Annotated in this window: 16 protein-coding genes and 1 tRNA gene; 10 read left to right on the plus strand and 7 right to left on the minus strand. The window is 66.0% G+C overall.

Going from position 1 to position 17,014, the window contains the following annotated elements:
* The first annotated feature begins 590 nt into the window (after positions 1–590).
* Both ILT43_RS19630 and ILT43_RS00520 read left to right on the plus strand, forming a co-directional pair.
* The gene (locus ILT43_RS19630; RefSeq protein ID WP_204193186.1) at positions 591–1,085 is read left to right on the plus strand and encodes a PEPxxWA-CTERM sorting domain-containing protein; all 495 of its coding nucleotides are present in this window, start codon (positions 591–593) and stop codon (positions 1,083–1,085) included.
* A gap of 103 nt (positions 1,086–1,188) precedes the next feature.
* Positions 1,189–1,264 (plus strand) — tRNA-Ile (locus ILT43_RS00520).
* Between the two features lie 158 nt (positions 1,265–1,422).
* Here ILT43_RS00520 and ILT43_RS00525 read toward each other — a convergent pair.
* Complete coding sequence (locus ILT43_RS00525; RefSeq protein WP_204193187.1) at positions 1,423–1,689, minus strand: hypothetical protein; 267 nt, start codon at positions 1,687–1,689, stop codon at positions 1,423–1,425.
* A gap of 141 nt (positions 1,690–1,830) precedes the next feature.
* Positions 1,831–3,237 (minus strand): M20/M25/M40 family metallo-hydrolase, encoded by a 1,407-nt coding sequence (locus tag ILT43_RS00530; protein ID WP_204193188.1) that lies wholly within the window; start codon positions 3,235–3,237, stop codon positions 1,831–1,833.
* Positions 3,238–3,415: 178 nt separating this feature from the next.
* On the opposite strand from ILT43_RS00530, the gene ILT43_RS00535 reads away from it, so the two are divergent.
* Together ILT43_RS00535 and ILT43_RS00540 are read left to right on the plus strand one after the other, a co-directional pair.
* Positions 3,416–5,221: a DUF6055 domain-containing protein gene (locus tag ILT43_RS00535; protein ID WP_204193190.1), complete on the plus strand. Its 1,806-nt coding sequence runs from the start codon at positions 3,416–3,418 to the stop codon at positions 5,219–5,221.
* Entirely contained in the window at positions 5,218–5,898 is a 681-nt protein-coding gene (locus ILT43_RS00540) for a PEPxxWA-CTERM sorting domain-containing protein (RefSeq protein WP_204193191.1), read from the plus strand. The genes ILT43_RS00535 and ILT43_RS00540 overlap by 4 nt, the downstream gene beginning before the upstream one ends.
* A 79-nt stretch (positions 5,899–5,977) precedes the next feature.
* Here ILT43_RS00540 and ettA read toward each other — a convergent pair whose 3' ends face one another.
* Together ettA and ILT43_RS00550 are read right to left on the minus strand one after the other, a co-directional pair.
* Positions 5,978–7,657, minus strand: a complete 1,680-nt coding sequence (gene ettA / locus ILT43_RS00545; protein ID WP_204193193.1) for an energy-dependent translational throttle protein EttA — start codon at positions 7,655–7,657, stop codon at positions 5,978–5,980.
* A 95-nt stretch (positions 7,658–7,752) separates the two neighbouring features.
* Positions 7,753–8,532, minus strand: coding sequence for an NYN domain-containing protein (locus ILT43_RS00550; RefSeq protein ID WP_204193194.1), 780 nt, complete (start codon positions 8,530–8,532; stop codon positions 7,753–7,755).
* Between the two features lie 112 nt (positions 8,533–8,644).
* On the opposite strand from ILT43_RS00550, the gene ILT43_RS00555 reads away from it, so the two are divergent.
* The gene (locus ILT43_RS00555; RefSeq protein WP_204193196.1) at positions 8,645–8,959 is read left to right on the plus strand and encodes a DUF4282 domain-containing protein; all 315 of its coding nucleotides are present in this window, start codon (positions 8,645–8,647) and stop codon (positions 8,957–8,959) included.
* Between the two features lie 25 nt (positions 8,960–8,984).
* Here ILT43_RS00555 and ILT43_RS00560 read toward each other — a convergent pair whose 3' ends face one another.
* From ILT43_RS00560 to ILT43_RS00570, 3 genes are read right to left on the minus strand one after another with little or no spacing between them, the layout of a single operon-like run.
* Complete coding sequence (locus ILT43_RS00560; protein ID WP_204193197.1) at positions 8,985–9,254, minus strand: hypothetical protein; 270 nt, start codon at positions 9,252–9,254, stop codon at positions 8,985–8,987.
* Positions 9,255–9,303: 49 nt separating this feature from the next.
* Positions 9,304–9,786, minus strand: a complete 483-nt coding sequence (locus ILT43_RS00565) for a GreA/GreB family elongation factor (RefSeq protein WP_204193198.1) — start codon at positions 9,784–9,786, stop codon at positions 9,304–9,306.
* Between the two features lie 30 nt (positions 9,787–9,816).
* Complete coding sequence (locus ILT43_RS00570; protein WP_204193199.1) at positions 9,817–11,838, minus strand: lytic transglycosylase domain-containing protein; 2,022 nt, start codon at positions 11,836–11,838, stop codon at positions 9,817–9,819.
* A 78-nt stretch (positions 11,839–11,916) separates the two neighbouring features.
* On the opposite strand from ILT43_RS00570, the gene dapA reads away from it, so the two are divergent.
* The 5 genes from dapA (at position 11,917) to ILT43_RS00595 (ending at position 16,981) form a co-directional block, all read left to right on the plus strand.
* The gene (dapA, locus tag ILT43_RS00575) at positions 11,917–12,801 is read left to right on the plus strand and encodes a 4-hydroxy-tetrahydrodipicolinate synthase (RefSeq protein ID WP_204196058.1); all 885 of its coding nucleotides are present in this window, start codon (positions 11,917–11,919) and stop codon (positions 12,799–12,801) included.
* Positions 12,802–12,935: 134 nt separating this feature from the next.
* The gene (locus ILT43_RS00580; protein ID WP_204193200.1) at positions 12,936–13,568 is read left to right on the plus strand and encodes a PEPxxWA-CTERM sorting domain-containing protein; all 633 of its coding nucleotides are present in this window, start codon (positions 12,936–12,938) and stop codon (positions 13,566–13,568) included.
* 150 nt (positions 13,569–13,718) lie between these two features.
* The gene (gene smpB, locus ILT43_RS00585; RefSeq protein ID WP_055843293.1) at positions 13,719–14,201 is read left to right on the plus strand and encodes an SsrA-binding protein SmpB; all 483 of its coding nucleotides are present in this window, start codon (positions 13,719–13,721) and stop codon (positions 14,199–14,201) included.
* Complete coding sequence (locus tag ILT43_RS00590; protein ID WP_204193201.1) at positions 14,201–14,794, plus strand: DUF2062 domain-containing protein; 594 nt, start codon at positions 14,201–14,203, stop codon at positions 14,792–14,794. Before smpB ends, ILT43_RS00590 begins: the two co-directional genes overlap by 1 nt.
* Before the next feature lie 99 nt (positions 14,795–14,893).
* The gene (locus tag ILT43_RS00595; protein ID WP_204193202.1) at positions 14,894–16,981 is read left to right on the plus strand and encodes a M13 family metallopeptidase; all 2,088 of its coding nucleotides are present in this window, start codon (positions 14,894–14,896) and stop codon (positions 16,979–16,981) included.
* Positions 16,982–17,014 lie beyond the last annotated feature (33 nt).

Raw genomic sequence — 17,014 nt, forward strand, 5'->3', positions numbered from 1 at the left:
GCACTCATTGATCGAAATCAGCCGCACGTAACGGCTGTACGAGGATATCTCGGCCCGCTCTCACCCCCGCTTCGCGGATCGTAGACGCTCGATTCCCGGCGGACTAAGCTCTGCCGATGGCTCCCTTTGACGACTCCGCTGATCCCGAACTTGGTGCGGCGTGCAACCGGCTGGCAGCGTGGGTCGAGCCGCTGCCGGCTGGCGTCCTCATCGATGCGGGGTCCGGTCTCAACGAGCGCGATCTGGCGCTCATCCTTCGGCACCTGCACCGCACTCGGCTTGAGGGCTCGACCGACACTTCAGCCAGGGAGGAGGGGCGACGGTCCGGGCGTTCATCGGTTCCAATTACCGCCCGGGACTGATCCCGTCGTTCCACTGCATCCCGGCACGCGGAGGATCACGTGCGGCACGCCTTCGTCCAGATCCCGGCATCCGCCCTCCCGTGTGTCCCACATCGGTGGCGCGGCGCATCTGTACGCGTGGACCGATTTGGGGTATGCCTTCATGCGATGTTAAGCTTCGGATCACGCACGGCAGCCATGGTCTTGGCAACGACCGGCTTTGCCGTGGTCGGCCTGGCTATGCCCGCGGTGGCCGCAGCCGCCGTCGACAGGCCGAAGCCGGTCGCGGCGGTGCCGTGTGAGCGGGGCATCGATACCGCGGCCTGCCGTGCGATCGAGGACCGGCATGTGTCGGGTGTCCGGCTTCGCCGCGAGGGCGATCAGTTGACCTTCATGCGTGCCGGCGATGCGCCCGGCGTGGATGTCGCCTTCTCCGGCAAGGGCGCAGACCGCGTCGACGACGGCGACGCCAAGCTGGTCGGATCGCTGTTCCCCAATTCCGGCATCAAGGCTGGATCGTTCACCGGCACGATCACGAACGCCGCGAACCAGACGTTCGACTTCGCCGTCGCGACAGCGCCCAGCGTATCCGGAACGATCGCCGCGGTGCCGGAGCCGGCGGGCTGGGCGACGATGATCCTGGGCGTGGGGCTGCTGGGGGGCGTGCTGCGACGCCGTATCCGCCTGTCGGAGGCGCGCTTCGCGGAGAAGCTGCGCCGGATCGAGGCTGGCGAGAGCCTGTAGCGCGCCTGGCACGTGCCCATCACGCGATCGTTCGGGAAACCGCCGTCAGCGATGCCGGCGGTCTTTTTTTGCGCGGGCGACTGCGCTACCGCCGTCCGCGGTGGGGCCTGTAGCTCAATGGTTAGAGCTGGCCGCTCATAACGGCTAGGTTGCGGGTTCGAGTCCTGCCGGGCCCACCAACTTCCTTCTGATGCGCTACGACAACGGCACTGGAGCCGCTCGACGGGGCCGGCGTCCCTCGCCGTGCCCACACTGCACACGCACGAAAAAGGGCGCCTCCCACCGGAAGCGCCCCCTCGACGTGCAGTCGTACCGGGTCCGGGGACCCGATGCGGCATTACTGCATGTTGTCTGCCTTCTCGTCGGCTGCGTCACGGACGTTGTCCGCTGCCGAGTTCATGTTGTCGGCGGCGTTCTCAAGCGCACCGGCAGCCATCGAGTTGGAGCTGTTGTCGGCCATGGCGTCCATGTTGTCGGCAGCCATTTCCATGTTGTCCGCCATCATGTCGGCGTTGTTCTCGACGGCAGCCGCCTCAGGCGACTTCGAGCAAGCCGCCACGGACATCAGGCCGGCGGCAGCGAGAACGAAAGCGATCTTCTTCATTCAAATGCTCCCAAGCATAGCAATCCTCGCGGCCGACCCGATCGCCGTCGCGAGCCGGTGTGCATAGCGGACCGGTCCCCCCGGTCAATGCACAATTCATCGCAGCGCAACCTTGCCGACACCGTTTCGCCGCATTTCCATTTAACCGCGCGGGGTTACCGGCCCGATCTCTTCCGGTGCGTTGGCGACGATCGACAGCATCGTGGTCCATGCGGCGACGTTCTGCTGCAACTGCGCCGGATCGATCCGGTCCAGCGTATCCTCCGGCGTGTGATGCCAGTCGAAATAGCGCAGGCCCGACTGGTTGAGGTCCACGCCCGCGACGCCGGTGCGGATCACCGGGCCGATATCGGTGCCATCCCCCGCCAGCGCGGTGCCGCGGACGATACCGAGCGGGGCGAGCGCCATCGCCAGCCGGTCGCCGACCGGCTTGGCGGCGCCGGCGAAGTTCGTCTCCACCCGCCACACGCGGTCCGCGCCGAAATCGCTTTCGCTGGCGGTGGCGTGGCGTTCGCCCTTGTGCGCCTCGGCATAGGCCTGCCCGCCATAGCCGCCGGTCTCCTCGTCGCCGAACCACACGACGCGGATCGTGCGCCGCGGCCGGCCGGCGTCCATCACCAGCTTGGCCGCTGCGGCGGTGATCGCGATCCCCGACGCGTCGTCGATCGCACCGGTGCCGAGTTCCCAACTGTCGAGGTGACCGCCGACCAGCACGATGCCGGCATCGCGGTCCGTGCCCGGCACCTCCGCGACGACATTGCCCGACTGGCGATCGCCGACGAAGCGCGGCGTCAGCACGAGGCGCAGCGTCACGGGCTTGCCCAGCTTCACCATGCGTTCGAGGTTCTCGGCGTCGGCCACAGACAGCGCGGCGGCGGGGATAGGGGTGACGCCGGCTTCGAAGTTGGTCGTCCCAGCATGCGGCCCGCGGCCGTGATCGGTGCCGATGGAGCGGATGACGAGCGCCGCCGCGCCCTTCTTGGCGGCGACATTGGGGCCCACGAAGCGCGCCGAACCCTGGCTGCCATAGCTGGAGCCGTCCTGCGTCGGCTGCATCGTGTTGGAGACGAACGCGATCTTGCCGCGCAGACTGCCCTCCGGCGCGAGCAGCAGATCGTTCAACGTCGCGAAGTACACGACCGGCGCGGTCAGGCCGTTCGCCGGTGTCGCACCGGAATTACCCAGCGCGGTCAGGCGCAGCGGCTGTGGATAGGGGGCAACGACCTCGCCGGTTTCGGCTCCACGCTCCCACACATTGTGCAGCGTGTACGGTTCGATCCGGACGTTCCTGAACCCCATCGCCTTCAGTCGCGCCACCGACCATTCGCGCGCGCGCGCCTGCGCCGCAGAGCCGCCGGGCGGACGTGGGCCGATCTCGGTCGTCAGTCCCTCGACGATCGAATAGGCACTAGTGTCCGCCAGCGCCTTGTCCCGCAGCGTGGCGATCTTTGCGTCGAGGACGACCGGTGTGGGCGTGCTGCGCTGCGCCTGTAGCGGCATGGCGGTGCCGAACAGCGCGAGCAATAGGGCAGGGCGTCGACGGATCATGCGAACTTTTCCTCTGGGTATGCCGGTAGCCTAGCGACCACCGCCTCGAGACGCCACCGCTCGACACCGGTGAAATAAAAGATCCATAAAGTTCACCAGTGAGAGCAATTACCACTGGACTCGCGCCGGTCTTGCATGAAGTATACGTTATACGAGAGATTGGGAGGGGGGAGCGAATATGAAGCGGAGTGCCATTCTCGCAGGTACGGCCATGCTTGCCGTATTGAGCGGATGTAAGGACGATGCGGATCAGCCGGCGCCCGCGATCGGCCTTTCCAGCTTCACGCGTACCGCTGCCGATACGACGGCGTTCGGCTGCCAGGCACGATCGACCCGTTTGCCCTGGGGCACGCTGGAGGCGCGGACTTGGACGCCGCGGCTGGCTTCGCAACCGGCAAACCCGGCAGGCAGTTTGGCGCAGGCCTATGGACCGCCATTCTCGGCTCGCCTGATCCAGGCCTATGCCGACAATTTCGGTGAAGAACGCCGCACCGTTATTCTCGAACTGGAAGATGGCTGCCGCCGGCAGTTCCGCGCCGATTCCCTGTCGGATGCCGACAACGCGATAATTTCCGCCGAGATGGCGCGCCATCCCTATGCACCAGACCCGGCGACCTATCGCATCCAGTATTCCAGTCCGTTGACCTCGCCGGAGCTGGTCCGCAGCGGCGAGTTGCGGCTGCTGGAGACCCAGCATTTCGCCATTTGGTACGGCAACGGCGACGATAGTCGCTACGATTTCCATCGCACCGTTACGGCGCAGGGGCGGACCAAGGCCGAGGCGCTCCGTGATATCGCGGATCAGATCGAGCGGCAGTGGCTCATCAACCGCGACGTGATCGGCGCACCGATGCCGTTCGCCGACAGCGCCGACAAGCAGAAGCTGAACATCTTCATCTGCGGTACGGGTCGGCCGAATGCGGGGGGCGATCTCAACGAGTGTGGGGCCTCTGCCGGCGAGTCCATGGGCATCTCGGGCTGGGGACTCGGCAAGGGATCGATGGTGCTTGCGCACGAGTTCGGCCACATGATCGAGTTTTTCACAGGCGGTTTCCGCGGCCGGGCGGAGGCTGGGCCGATCTGGGAAACCGGTGCCGAATGGACGGCATTCGCGGTCAGCCCGCATTTCAATGCGTCCCGCTATTATATGGACAATCTCGAGAACGGGCCCCTGTTCTCGATGTCGCGCTATGAAGCGTATCCCTTCATGAACTACCTCTACGAAAACGACCGCACGCGGGCGCTGACGTGGAACGCGTGGAGGACATCGGTTCAGGCAGGTGCCTGGTCCAACCTGACGAAGGACTTCGTCGAAACCCTGGTCCCGCTGGGACAGAAGACCGGGGCCTATCCGCAGGGATATGTTTCGTTCGCGGACGATATGGGATGGTACGGTGCCCGGCTAGTGACGATGGACTTCTTCAACCAGCGCAACATGCGTGACGGTCTTCGCCCGACGCCGACCACGAACTCGCTGGCGCATCTTTACACGCCGCTGGCGGGTGGCTCGCAGCCGTCCGTATACGCTTCGCCGCGCGAACGCCCGCTTTTGCAATGGGGTACCCATCTCGTCCCGCTGACCGCGGGGGGCACCACGGTCAAGGTCACCCTGACCGGCAGGACGACAGCGACTTCGGCGGCGTGGCGGTTCAGTATCGTTGCGGTAAAGGACGGCGACGTTCCGGTCTATTCCGCGCTCGGCAAGGCCGCGGGGACGGCGAGCGGCAGTACGTCGCTGGCTGTTCCGTCGGGCACCAAACTGTATCTCGCGGTCACCGCGACGCCGTATCGCTACGAATCGCTCGGCTGGCAGAAGAACGACGACCCGCCGAAGGGAACGCAGTTTCCGTATAGCGTGAAGATCGAGGGTGCGCTCCCGCGGACCGGTCCCGTCCAGGCATGCGATCCGGAGATGGAGCCGGGTACGTGGTCGATGAACTACCGCCTGAACGGCAACACGGATGAGCCGAAACCCTGCTCATGAACGCCGCGGCCCTTTATGCGCCGCCAGTACCGCGACGAATGAAGGGCCGGATTGAATCGCAATACGGGTCGCCAGAACGGTCAGCCCCAAAGACAGGAAGACATAGAATGACGATGATGACGAAACTGGCCTTCGCAGTCGCACTGTTGGGATCGGCGCCTATGGCACAGGCCGCTACGCTGAATATCGGCCCTGTCCGGGGCGAAGCTTACGGCACCCAGGGCACGACCGGCAACACCGTGCTGACCTACAATCTGGGCGCCAACGCCCATGTCACGAACATCGCCTATACCCTGACGTTGACCGCGCTCGTGCCCAGTTGGCGTTGGGACCACGTGATCCGGTTCGGCGGCAGCAGCTCCTACGATGTCGAATTCAAGCCAGCCTATGATCTGCAACAGCCCGGAACCGATACGTTCACGGGCACCATGGACCTTGCGGCGGCGGGGATGGATTTTTTCCTGATGGGAGACGGCGTGTTCAAGCTGGAGTTCCTGGACTCGTTCGAAACGCGTGGCCTTACCGCCGTCTGGGATGATGTCAGGATCGGCGTGACCTATCAGCCCGGTATCGGCGCGGTCCCGGAGCCTGCGGCATGGGCGCTGATGATCGTCGGCGTCGGTGCGATCGGCGGGCGGATGCGCCGGCGGCCGCGGAGGACGGTGTCGTTCGCCTGACCAGAAAGGGCCGCGGCTTCGATGAAGCCGCGGCCCTTTTGCTACCGCTCTGCGACGCGGGCCGTGAACGCGCAGCGTGTCAGCGGGTCAGCTTCTTGTACGCCAATCGCGTCGGACGATCGGCGGCGTCGCCCAGACGACGGCGCTTGTCCTCTTCGTAGCTCTCGTAATTGCCTTCGAACCACTCGACATGGCTGTCGCCCTCGAACGCCAGGATGTGCGTGCAGAGGCGATCGAGGAAGAAGCGATCGTGGCTGATGACCACGGCGCAGCCCGCGAACGTCTCGAGCGCCTCCTCGAGCGCGCGCAGCGTCTCGACGTCGAGATCGTTGGTCGGTTCGTCGAGCAGCAGGACGTTGCCGCCCTCCTTCAGCATCTTGGCCATGTGAACGCGGTTGCGCTCACCGCCCGACAATTGGCCGACCTTTTTCTGCTGGTCGGGACCGCGGAAGTTGAACGCGCCGACATAGGCGCGCGTGCCCATCTCCTGCTTGCCGAAGCGGAAGATCTCCAGCTCGTCGGAGATTTCCTGCCAGACGTTCTTGTTCGGATCGAGGTCGTCGCGGCTCTGGTCGACATAGCCGAGCTTCACCGTCGATCCGACTTCGATCGTGCCCTCGTCCGGTTTCTCCTGACCCGTGATGAGCTTGAACAGCGTCGACTTGCCCGCACCGTTCGGCCCGATCACCCCGACGATCCCGCCTGGGGGCAGGGTGAAATCCAGCCCGTCGAACAGCAGCTTGTCGCCATACGCCTTGGTCAGGCCCTTCGCCTCGATGACCTTGCCGCCGAGGCGTGAGGGAAGCTGGATCAGGATCGCGGCCTTGCCGGCGACGCGGCTCTCCTGCTTCTCCATCAGCTCGTCGAACGCACGGATACGCGCCTTGGACTTGGTCTGGCGGGCTTTCGGAGTCTGACGCATCCAAGCCAGTTCGTCGGCGATCGCCTTCTGCTTGCCGGCCTCCTCGCGCTCTTCCTGCTCCAGCCGCTTGGCCTTCTTCTCCAGATAGCCGGAATAGTTGGACTCGTAGGTGTAGTAACGGCCGCGATCCAGTTCGAGCACCCAGTTGACGACGTTATCGAGGAAGTAGCGGTCGTGCGTCACGAGGATGACGTTGCCGGTATATTCCTTCAGGTAGTTTTCCAGCCACGACACGCTTTCGGCGTCGAGATGGTTGGTCGGCTCGTCGAGCAGCAGGATGTCCGGCTTCTCCAGCAGCAGCTTGCAGAGTGCGACGCGCCGCTTCTCACCGCCGGACAGGTTCGTGACGGCGGAGTCGCCGGGCGGGCAGCGCAACGCTTCCATCGCCTGCTCCAGCTGGCTGTCGAGCGACCAGCCGTCGACCGCGTCGATCTTGGCCTGAAGCTCGCCCATCTCCTCCATCAGCGCGTCGAAATCGGTGTCGTCCTGCGGATCGCCCATCTCGGCCGAGATCGCGTTGAACCGGTCGACCAGATCCGCGACCGGGCGAACGCCGTCCTTGACGTTGCCCATCACGTCCTTGGTCGGATCGAGCTGCGGCTCCTGCGCCAGATACCCGACACGGATGCCTTCGGCGGCCCAGGCCTCGCCGACGAAATCGGGGTCCATACCGGCCATGATCTTCATCAGGGTCGACTTGCCCGAACCGTTCGGGCCGATGATCGCGATCTTCGCCGACGGGATGAACTGCAGGTGGATGTTGTTCAGGACGGGCTTGTTCGCGCCCGGGAAGGTCTTGGTCAGACCCTTCATGACGTAGGTGTACTGGACGGCCATGCTGGCACGCGCTCCGTATTCGAGAAGTGGCGGAAGTGTTGCGCGCGAGATAGCGACGGCGCGGGTTTTTGGCAACGCAGGGGCGGGGTGGAACCCTAGCGCACCCGCTTCACGTATAACCGCCCACCTTCGCGCGATTCCGACTGGAAGTTGGGCACCGCCCTGATGAGATCGGCCAGATTGCGATAGCCATAGTTGCGCGCATCGAAGCTCGACCGGTTGGCGGCCAGCTGCCCCATCGCCGACAGGCTGACGAAGCCCTTGTCGTCGCGCTTGGTCGCGTCATAGGCGTCGATCAGCAGCTTCAGCAGGTCCTCGCCCACCGGTGCCTTGGCCTTTGGCGCGGCGCGACCGGCGATGGCGGGGGGCAGCGACTGCTCGATCGGCACGTCTTCCGATGTCGGCGGTGTGGCGGCGGCCGGGGCAGGGCGCTCGGTCAGCAGCGCACCGACATCGATGAAGCGCGTACACGCCTGCCGAAACCCCTCCGGCGTCTTCGATCCGCCGAAACCGTAGACGGGCAGCCCGTCCTGCCGGATCCGCATGGCGAGAGGCATGAAGTCGCTGTCGGACGACATGATCCCGAACCCCTCGACGCGACCGCGGAACAACAAGTCCATCGCGTCGATCGTCATCTTCATGTCGGTCGCGTTCTTCCCCTTCGTCAGGTCGAATTGCTGCTGCGGTTCGATGCCGTGGCGGATCGCCATGTCCTGCCACGGCTTCAGCCCGGATTTGGTCCAGTTGCCGTAGACGCGCCGGACGTTGACGGTGCCGAGCTCCGCCAGCACCGTCAGCACGGGGTCGAGGGTCGAAGCGGACGCATTGTCGGCGTCGATCAACAGGGCGATGTTGCGGGTGGAGGTGTCTTCCATCCCGCCCTTGTCGCCGACCCGGCCCGCTCCCGCAAGGCGACCGCACGATCAGGCTCTATTTCGCTTCGAAAGCTGTGATGATGCGATCGCCGTTCGGGCACTGGGGGAAAACATGATGGCCGACGACTTCGATCTAACGGACGCCAAGGGCTCCGTCGGCAAGCTGTTGAACTTCGATCACATGATCGGTCCATCGCTCATCCGCGTCATCTATTTTTCCGGATTGGTGCTGGTCGTGGTCTATGCGGTCGGCGGACTGGGCACGACGGCCTATTTTCCGGTCGCGGGTCTGCTCGGCAGCCCTGGCGGAGCGATCCTGCTAGTATTCGGCGCGGTGATGTGGCGCTTCACCTGCGAGTTGTGGGTGCTGATGTTCAAGATCCACGATCGGATCGGCGAAATCCGGGACCGCCTGCCGCCGCGCTGAGGGCGCACGGCGGCAGACTGGACGGCTATTGCCGGTCCGGGCCGCGGGTCGAGGGGCGCGCCTGCCCGGTGTCGATGTCGTCCTGCTTGGTCGCGCGGGTGTGGCCCTGTGGATCGGCGGTAGCGCGGGTCAGGTCGTCGCGGCTGCCGACATCACGGGCGAGCGCGCCGCCGCCGCCACTGCCGCCGGTGTTGCCAGTCGGCTGACCGCCGTCCGCGGAGTCGGTCACGGCCTGCTCGATCATTTCGTGATCGTCGGTGTCGCGCGCGGTGGTGGTGCGGGGATTTTCGGCCATTTCTCGTCTCCTTCGAGCGAATTAACGGCCAGCTCTCCCGCCGCGTTCCTCATTCGGTCGGGTAGGAGAGGGCGATCACCTCATACTCGCGCGCACCTGCGGGCAACTCGACGCGGCGCACATCGCCTACCGCCGCCCCCCGCAGCGCGCGGGCCAGAGGTGCATTCCAGCCGATCCGCCCGGCCCCCGCATCCGTCTCGTCGTCGCCGACCAGCGTCAGGACGCGCTCGTGCTCGTCCTCGTCGGCGATCGTGATCGTCGCGCCGAACAACGCGCGGCTGCGGTCCTCCTGCCGGGCGGGATCGACGACCTTGGCCGCCTTCATCCGCTTCGCCAGCCAACCGAGCCGCCTGTCGATCTCGCGCAGGCGTTTGCGCCCGTAGATATAGTCGCCATTCTCCGACCGGTCGCCGTTGCCCGCGGCCCAACTGATCGTCTCCACCAGCGCGGGGCGTTCCGTGGCGAACAGCTGTTCGTATTCCGCGCGCAGGGCGGCGTATCCGGCGGGAGTAATGTAGTTGGGGCGGTCCATGCCGCGTTCCTACGCGGACCGCCGCATTCATCAACCCGGGCGGTTCTTGCCCAGATACCAGCTCAGTCGCGTCGTGCCGCGGCTCTGCGCGCGTGCCGGGTTCATCAGGTCGTACACGACCGCATTCTCCAGCACGCGTTGAACATAGTTGCGCGTCTCGGTGTAGGGGATCGCCTCCACCCAATCGACCCACTCGATCGCCCCCGTACGGGGGTCGCCGAACTGGCGCAGCCACTTGTTCACGTTGCCGCCGCCCGCATTGTACGCGGCGATCGCCAGCGGATAGCTGCCGTAATTGTTGAAGACGCGCTGGAAATAGCTCGATCCCAGCATGATCGACAGGTTGGGATCGGTGGTCAGCTGATCGGGCGAATAGCTCAACCCCATCTTGCCCGCCTGCTCGCGCGCGGTGGCCGGCATCAACTGCATCAGCCCGCGCGCACCCGCGCCGCTGATCGCCGCCCGGTCGAACTGGCTCTCCTGCCGCGCGATGGCGTGGATCAGCGTCCACTGGCCCTCATATCCGCTCGGCACCGGCACCGTGGGGAAGCCCGCGGCGGAATACTCCGTCAGGCCGTTCTGCATTGCACTGCGGCCGACCATCACCGCCAGATCGGGGCGCGCGATCTGCCGCGACAGGTCGGCGGTCAGCCAATGATCGGTATCGGTCGTCGCATCCGCCGCGATCTGGCGGACGAAGGCGGTCTGATCCTTCCAGTCGCCGATCTGGCCGAGGAAGCGCACCGCCTGCACGGTCTCGCGCGCGGCGAAGGCGTCGCGCTGCGCCTGCGCGATCAACGGCACCGGCGGAGCCGGCGGCGCGACCAGCGCCTGTCCGGTCCGCTCCAGCGCCAATTGCCCGTAATATTGGTCGCGATAACCCGCCGCCTGAGCGTAGTATCCCGCCGCCTGAGTCGCTAGTCCGGCTGCCTCCGCGGCGCGTCCGGCCCAGTAGAAGCCCTTGGCACGGGTCTGTGGCGCCATGCTGCCACGGCCGTATCGCTCGAACAGCGGCATCGCGTCGGCGGGGCGGCCGAGCTGCTTCATCGCCGTCTGCCCGGCCAGCCACACCAGCGACGTGTAATCGTCGCGCTCGCCATACGGCTTCTTCGAGACGTCGGTGCCGGCCGGATACGCGTCGTCGACCTGCCGCGCGATGTCGTAGGCCACCTGCCACTGGTTGTCCGCCGCTGCTCCGCGGGCGTTGACCAACAGCACCTCGTACCACTTTTCGACGTTACCCGGCCGCTGCGCCAGTGCCGGCCGCGACGCGAGATAGGGCCGCACGCTGGGGCTCAAGGTGTTGCGCAGCCACGTCGCGCGGTCCGCGACATAGCCCGGATCGTTGGCGTACAGCGCCTGCGTTGCCGCGGAGATCGCCGCCGCGTCGGGCGCCTTCGTCCGGAACGCCAGCCTTGCCGCAAAGATCGGGCGCTGCGCGGCGCTGGTATAGCCCAGTTGGCGCTGCGCCGTGCCGGTAGCGTCCTGCCACAGCAGCGCGTCCATCCGCGCGTCGTGGTCTTCGGGCGTCAGCGCGCCGGCGAACTGCGTCAGCACCAGACCCTCGTCCTGCGTCGACAGTGACCCCATCCGCCACGCCGCTTTCGCTGCGGCATTCGCGCCCGCGATGTCGCCGCTGGCCGCCAGCGCGCGGGCCAGCGCGACGTTGCCGGTGGCCGATTGCGGCGGATAGCGGCGGAAGAATGCGACGACGTTGCCCGGCGCGGCGGTCTGCGCCTGACGCTCCGCCGCGCGACGGTTCGCGGTCTCGCCCGGCCAGCCCGGATGCGCCATGACGAACCCGGCATAGCTGTCGAACGGCAGCGCGTCGGTCTGCTGCAACGCCCGCCACTGCGCGATCGCGGAGGCCAGCGCCGGATTGCCGATCGCCGGCCGAGCTTGCGGAGAGGCCGGCGTCACCCCGGCCGCAGTGGCGGCGGCGCGGTTCGCGGCCTCCACGCTGGCGCGCTCGATCTGCTCCTGCGTCTGGGGCAGGCCGGCGGTACCGGCGAACAGGGCGAGGAGGACGGTCGACTTCAGGGATGCGATCATGTGGACAATGTAGGGCCACGACCCGTATCTGTCCTGAACGAATTGACGCCGACCGGCGCGAAGAAGGTCATTTTTCCCATGTTTTCCGGATCGATCCCTGCTCTCGTCACGCCGTTCGATTCGAGCGGTGCCTTTGACGAGGCGGCATTTCGCGATCTGGTCGAGTGGCAGATCGCGGAAGGCTCGTCCGGTCTCGTCGCCTGTGGCACCACTGGGGAGGCGGCGACGCTGACCAAGGACGAGCATTTCGAGGTCGTTCGCGTCTGCGTCGATCAGGCGAAGGGCCGCGTGCCGGTGATCGCGGGGGCGGGATCGAACGACACCCGGGTCGCAGCCACCAACCTCGTGGCCGCGAAGGACGCCGGGGCCGACGCCGCGCTGATGGTGCCCCCCTATTACAACCGGCCGGGGCAGGAGGGGATCTTCCGCCATTTCGAGGCTCTGGCGGCCGACACGCCGCTGCCGATCATCCTCTACAACGTGCCCGGCCGCACCGTCACCGACATCCTGCCGGCAACGGTGATCCGCATCGTGCAGGCATTTCCGGCGGTATTCGTCGGGATCAAGGACGCCAGCGGCGTCCTGCCGCGCGTGACGCAACACCGGCTGGCGCTCGGTAGCGGCTTCGCGCAGTTGTCGGGCAACGACGATCTGGCGCTGGCCTATAATGCGCTCGGTGGAACAGGCTGTATTTCGGTAACGGCCAATGCCGCGCCGCGGCTCTGCGCCGAGTTCCAGGCGGCCTGCGCGCGCGGGGATCATGATGCGGCATTGGCGCTGCACGACCGGCTATATGCCTTGCACGATGCGATGTTCGTCGACGCCTCGCCGGGCCCGGTCAAGTACGCGATGACACGGGTCCGGCCCGGCTTTCCGCCGCACCTGCGCCTGCCGATGACGCCCGCGGGCGATGCGGCGACGACGGCCGTGGACGAGGGGCTGGCGACGGCCGGGATCGCCTAACTCACGTCCCGTTTCGGGACATGACTGATGGCTCCAGAAAATAATCGAGGTTACCTAGGAACTTTAACAACCTGAAAACGTACCGCTTCCAAGTCGTTAACAGGAGGTTAACGGCTTCAGGGAGAGTACCGCTTATGAAGACCTACATCCTCGCCGCCGTTGCGGCGGCCGGTTGCATCGCGGCGTCGCCGTCGTTCGCACAGACCACGGTGAACTTCGATCAGAGCACCGATACGAGCTTCTACACCACCCAGGGCCTCGTCCTGAACGACTTCACCATCCTGCCGGACACGTTCGGCGGCGCAGTGAACGTTCCGTCGAGCCCGAACTACGCCAACGTCAATTCGAGCGGCTCGACGATCAGCTTCGTCGATCCGACGACGGGTCGCGCCACGACCTCGAACGGCTTCGGCCTGACGGTCGCTGGTCTGAACGCTAGCGGTGGGTATTTCGCCGGCGGTACGCTGACGTTCCTCGACGCAGCCGGCGCGACGCTCGGCACGCAGTTCTTCGCGCCGGTCGGACCGAGCGAAGGCCGTTCGCCGATCGAATACTCGAACATCTTCAGCAACATCTCGCTGATCACCTTCACCCGCGCAGAGAACCAGAACGGCCCCGCGCTGTTCCCGATCGACAACGTCACCTTCTCGCTGAACGCTGCGGGCGCGGTGCCGGAGCCGGCGGCATGGGCTCTGATGATCCTGGGTGTCGGCATGGTCGGCGGCTCGATGCGCCGTCGGACCATGACGGTCCGCTACGCGCGCTAAGCGCTCACGCGAACATCGTTGCGGACGGCCCCCGGTGCAGGCGCACCGGGGGCCGTTTGCGTATCGGCCGCGCCACGATGCCGTGGCCGCGGGCCGGATCGTGCGATCGCCGCTTCCCAGCGGGGCAGCCGCTGCCTACATCGGACTTCCATGTCGCGTCCCAAACCTGCAACCTTCGACAAGAAGAAGATCGTCGCCGAGAACCGCAAGGCTCGCTTCGAATACAGCATCGAACAGGTGTTCGAGGCCGGCATCGCGCTGACCGGCACCGAGGTGAAGTCGCTCCGCTTCGGCGAGGGATCGATCGCCGAAAGCTATGCCGAGGTGAAGGAGTCGGAGATCTGGCTGGTCAACGCCAACGTCCCCGAATTCAGCCACGGCAACCGCTTCAATCACGAGGCGAAGCGGCCCCGTAAATTGCTCCTTCATGAGCGCGAGATAAACAAGCTCCACGGCGCGGTTGCGCGGGAGGGCATGACGCTCGTCCCGCTGTCCGTGTACTTCAACAGTCGGGGGAGGGCGAAGGTGGAGCTGGCGTTGGCCAAGGGCCGCAAGGATCACGACAAGCGCGCCGCCATCAAGGAGCGCGAGTGGAAGCGAGAGGCCGGGCGCATCATGCGCGAGCGCGGCTGATGGCGCGCGGACCGGACGTCGTAGCCGCACCGACCGTCTGGCAGCGTTCGGCAGCGTGGTGCCACCGCAACCTGCCGACGCGTGAGTCGATGGAGCGCAACCGCATGCTGCGCCCCGTCGCGCACCGGGTACTCGCGCCCGAACTGTGGCGCTTCACCCGCCGGTCGGTGCCGCGCGGCGTTGCATTGGGGATGGTCGCCGGCTTCCTGTTCCCGGTCGCGCAGATCGCCATCGCCGCGATTTTCGCCCTGCCTTTCCGTGCCAACGTGCCCGTCGCCGCGCTGACGACATTCATCACTAACCCGCTGACCACGCCGATCCTGTGGATCATGGCGTATCAGATCGGCGCGTGGCTGCTGCGGACCGACGTGCCCATCCTCACCCAACCCGCGGCGGAGGCAGCGACCGGCTGGTTGCAATGGGCGACGCAGGCTTTGCACTGGCTCTGGGACAAGGGGCCGGCCTTCGGTCTCGGCCTGATCGTGATGACGGCGGCCGCGTCGGTCCTCGGCTATGCGCTGTCGGCGCTCGGCTGGCGGCTCTGGATCGCGCGCAAATGGCGGCACCGCCACGATCGCCACAAGCCGGTCTGACCTCGCCACCACATTACGTGTTATTTAATTTCGTCCTGTTTGACGGGCCGTCCTGGAAGAGTAAGACACCGCGCATTCACAGCCTTCAAGGGATGTTAGATGCGTAAGCCGGTCATTGGTTTCGTTCTGTTCGCTTCCACGGTATCCTCTCTTGCCATAGCCCAAACCACCCCGGCCCGTCAGGCGGAGCAAACGCGCACCGTCGCGCAGACCGCACAGGGTCCGGTCGCTCCCGCCTCCGCCGACAAGCCGCAACTCGGCACCTTCGGGTTCGATATGGCCGGCCGCGACATGGCGGTTCAGCCCGGTGCCGACTTCTTCGACTATGCCAACGGCACGTGGTTCAAGAACACGGAGATCCCCGCCGATCGCTCCACCTACGGCATGTTCCACGTCTTGCAGGACCTGTCGCTGACTCGCACGCGCGGCATTCTGGAGGATGCGTCGAAGCGTTCCGGCGACAAGATCGGCGATTATTACGCCAGCTTCATGGATCAGGCCGCTGCCGATGCGAAGGGCGTCACGCCGGTCAAGCCGTGGCTGGCATCGGTCAAGGCCGCGCCGACCAAGGACGCGCTGCTGCTCGAAATGGCGAAGCTTCAGCGTCAGGGTGTCGGCGGACTTTTCGGCATGGGCGTCGGCCCGGATGACAAGGACCCGAACACCTACGCGGTCAGCTTCGGTCAGGCCGGTCTCGGTCTTCCCGATCGCGACTATTATCTGAAAGACGACGCGAAGCTCGCTGCCGTCCGCACGGCTTATCAGGCCTATGTCGCGAAGATGCTCGGCTTCGCCGGCGAGCCGGGCGCGGAGGCGCGCGCCGCTGCGGTCGTGAACCTCGAAAAGGCGATCGCGACGGCGCACTGGACGCGCATCGAAAGCCGCGACGCGGACAAGACCTACAATCGCTGGACCGCCGCCGACTTCGCCACAAAGGCACCCGGCATCGCCTGGGCACCGTACATGACGGCGCTCGGCGTCGCCGGTCGCCCTTATTATATCGTGTCGCAGCCGAGCGCCGTGACGGGTGAGGCGAAGGTTTTCGCCGACGCGCCTCTGGCCGTGCTGCGCGACTACGCCGCGTTGCGCGTGATGCGGGCTTTCGCGCCCTATCTGTCGAACGACATCGAAAAGGCGAACTTCGCCTTCTACGGCACGACCCTGTCGGGCGCGCCGCAGCAGCAGGATCGCTGGAAGCGTGGCGTCGGCACCGTCTCAGGCGGACTGGGCGAGGCGATCGGCCAGCAATATGTCGCGAAATACTTCCCGCCCGAGTCCAAGGCGGCGATCGACGCGCTGGTCAAGAACGTCATCGTCGCGATGGGCGATCGTCTCGACAAGCTGGAGTGGATGGCGCCCGAAACCAAGGCCAAGGCGCGCCGGAAGCTCGCCGCCTTCACCCCGAAGATCGGCTATCCCGAGACGTGGCGCGACTATTCGGCGCTCCAGATCAAGCGCGACGACCTCGTCGGCAACGTCGCGCGCGCCAACGCCTTCGATTTCCAGCGCGATCTGAACAAGCTCGGCCGGCCGATCGATCGCGGCGAGTGGTTCATGACGCCGATGACGATCAACGCCTACGCCAACCCGGTGATGAACGAGATCGTGTTCCCCGCCGCGATCCTCCAGCCGCCCTTCTTCGACCCGAAGGCGGACCCGGCGGTGAACTATGGCGGCATCGGCGCGGTGATCGGCCACGAGATCAGCCACCATTTCGACGACCAGGGCCGCAAATATGACGAGACCGGCAAACTGACCGACTGGTGGACACCGCAGGACGTAACCCGCTTCAAAGCCTTCACCGATGCACTGGTGGCGCAGTATGATGCGTACGAGCCTTTGCCGGGCCAGCACATTCAGGGCGGCCTGACACTGGGTGAGAACATCGCCGATCTCGCCGGGCTGACGGTGGCGCTCGACGCGTACCACCGCTCGCTCGGCGGCAAGCCCGCGCCGGTGATCGACGGCACGACGGGCGACCAGCGCTTCTATTACGGCTGGGCGCAGGTGTGGCGGATCAAGTTTCGCGAGCAGGCGCTGCAACAGACGTTGCTGTCCGACCCGCACTCGCCGGGCCATTACCGCGCGTGGACGGTCCGTAACCTCGATCCCTGGTATGCGGCCTTCGGTGCCAAGCCGGGGCAGGCGATGTATCTGCCGCCCGCCCAGCGCATCCGCATCTGGTGATGCCGCTATCCCCTTCCGCGGACCTCCGCGGAA

Source organism: Sphingomonas longa (assembly GCF_016892685.1).
GTDB lineage: Bacteria > Pseudomonadota > Alphaproteobacteria > Sphingomonadales > Sphingomonadaceae > Sphingomonas > Sphingomonas longa.

What these genes read in the sequence shown, in the direction of transcription:
- ILT43_RS00525 (WP_204193187.1), bottom strand. Translation starts at nt 1,689, where the DNA reads ATGAAGAAGATCGCTTTCGTTCTCGCTGCCGCCGGCCTGATGTCCGTG.
- ILT43_RS00530 (WP_204193188.1), bottom strand. Translation starts at nt 3,237, where the DNA reads ATGATCCGTCGACGCCCTGCCCTATTGCTCGCGCTGTTCGGCACCGCC.
- ILT43_RS00535 (WP_204193190.1), top strand. Translation starts at nt 3,416, where the DNA reads ATGAAGCGGAGTGCCATTCTCGCAGGTACGGCCATGCTTGCCGTATTG.
- ILT43_RS00540 (WP_204193191.1), top strand. Translation starts at nt 5,218, where the DNA reads ATGAACGCCGCGGCCCTTTATGCGCCGCCAGTACCGCGACGAATGAAG.
- ettA (WP_204193193.1), bottom strand. Translation starts at nt 7,657, where the DNA reads ATGGCCGTCCAGTACACCTACGTCATGAAGGGTCTGACCAAGACCTTC.
- ILT43_RS00550 (WP_204193194.1), bottom strand. Translation starts at nt 8,532, where the DNA reads ATGGAAGACACCTCCACCCGCAACATCGCCCTGTTGATCGACGCCGAC.
- ILT43_RS00555 (WP_204193196.1), top strand. Translation starts at nt 8,645, where the DNA reads ATGATGGCCGACGACTTCGATCTAACGGACGCCAAGGGCTCCGTCGGC.
- ILT43_RS00560 (WP_204193197.1), bottom strand. Translation starts at nt 9,254, where the DNA reads ATGGCCGAAAATCCCCGCACCACCACCGCGCGCGACACCGACGATCAC.
- ILT43_RS00565 (WP_204193198.1), bottom strand. Translation starts at nt 9,786, where the DNA reads ATGGACCGCCCCAACTACATTACTCCCGCCGGATACGCCGCCCTGCGC.
- ILT43_RS00570 (WP_204193199.1), bottom strand. Translation starts at nt 11,838, where the DNA reads ATGATCGCATCCCTGAAGTCGACCGTCCTCCTCGCCCTGTTCGCCGGT.
- dapA (WP_204196058.1), top strand. Translation starts at nt 11,917, where the DNA reads ATGTTTTCCGGATCGATCCCTGCTCTCGTCACGCCGTTCGATTCGAGC.
- ILT43_RS00580 (WP_204193200.1), top strand. Translation starts at nt 12,936, where the DNA reads ATGAAGACCTACATCCTCGCCGCCGTTGCGGCGGCCGGTTGCATCGCG.
- smpB (WP_055843293.1), top strand. Translation starts at nt 13,719, where the DNA reads ATGTCGCGTCCCAAACCTGCAACCTTCGACAAGAAGAAGATCGTCGCC.
- ILT43_RS00590 (WP_204193201.1), top strand. Translation starts at nt 14,201, where the DNA reads ATGGCGCGCGGACCGGACGTCGTAGCCGCACCGACCGTCTGGCAGCGT.
- ILT43_RS00595 (WP_204193202.1), top strand. Translation starts at nt 14,894, where the DNA reads ATGCGTAAGCCGGTCATTGGTTTCGTTCTGTTCGCTTCCACGGTATCC.